The organism is Lederbergia sp. NSJ-179 (genome assembly GCF_022867885.1).
Classification (GTDB): Bacteria; Bacillota; Bacilli; order Bacillales; family Bacillaceae_C; genus Lederbergia.
The window spans coordinates 1-1,448 of sequence record NZ_JALIFP010000096.1; the positions used below are offsets into that span (position 1 = coordinate 1).

Here is a 1,448-nt window from a genome sequence, read left to right on the forward strand (position 1 = left end):
CTCAAGTTTCGGACATGCTAAATAAGCCTTAACGCTTGGTATGAAAGGGATAGGTACAATTCTATTATCATGCTGTCCCAGCATGAAGTAGTGGATTTCGCAAATAGTCAGGTAATTTGCTGAAAAAACGATCAAAGAAATCGTTTATTCGCTCATCTGTAAGAAGATATTCTTCAGCCATGGTTGAACCGACTATTTCCAAAATGGTCATCAGTGCCTGTGCAAAACGAATATCTTCCATTTCATCGCAGCACAAATAGAATAGCTGACCAATGGTCCTGGGATCCTCTTCTTCTCGGACACTAAGTGACAACATCATATATCGCAGAAACACAATTGTAGTGTGAGCAGTCATGGAATCATAGCTACGGCATTGAAATTCCTTTGCCAGGCGTAAGTTGGATTTGACCACCTTGAAAAAACACTCAATTTCCCAGCGCTTGCCATAGATTCTTACTGCCTCTTCTTCTGTGTGTTCCAGGTTGGTTGTTAAAAGGGCAAGCCATTTCTTGGAGCGGTTGCGATCACGGACGAATACAATTCGTGCTTGGATTTCATTGCCATTTTCATCATCGTGACCAAGACCAACAACAATGTTCGCAAGGATTTTAGCACGGCCACGTTTCTTGCGCACCTTCTTGTAAAGTTGGTTCAACGTGTAAGACTTGCCTTCATATGTATAGTGAATTTTTGGTGAGCGCTTGATCATACAAACAACATCCAGCGAATAGTTCTTTACAATTTTTGATAGGATGGCCGGGTAGGCGAACCAGCTATCAAAAAGAACTATTTTCGCACCAAGTCTTTTCGGATGGATGGAATCCAATAAATCGAACATCGTCTCAGTGCTCTTTTTTGTTGCCTCTTGGCGTCTCCGGTAACCAACCGTTCGCTTGTCTATACTTGAATCAATGTCCTGGTAACGGTTTTTCTCTTTTTTTGAACTCAGCAATGAAAAAGCAAGCGGTATAAAAGAGGAACCATCTGACCAGCCAAGTGTAAGCATACGAAATCCCTTGAAATATCTACCGGTGGTGTGATCCTTCACTCTGGCAAGCAGTTCAACGACCTTACTACGATTACGGCTGTACAAAGAATCATCAAATATGAGAACACGATCACGATTTTCAGAAGTCAGCGGAAGCAGGAACTTCACCACGAGATACGAGCCAACGCTGGCAAGGAACTTACGCCAGTTATATGTAGGATTTTTCAGTAACGCATACACAGTGTCCTTTTCAAAATCCTTGGGGACACGGTCTGATTCAAGCGCTCTGGAAAAATTCATTCCATGAAGAACAAGTGCAAAAATGAATTGCACGATAAGACGTGGTGAGAACCCTTTTTCCTTGCGTATATTAGCTTGATGCAGGAATGTCCCAATCTTTGCTTGTGTGAAAAATTGTAGCATACGGGAATTAGATTTTTCATTTTCAGTAGAATTTGGT

The 1,448-nt window shown here is 41.8% G+C and carries 1 protein-coding gene; it reads right to left on the reverse strand.

The features are described 5' to 3' along the window. Positions 1 to 67: 67 nt before the first annotated feature. The coding region (locus tag MUB24_RS22945; RefSeq protein ID WP_313898492.1) for an IS4 family transposase at positions 68 to 1,448 on the reverse strand (1,381 nt) is incomplete at its 5' end.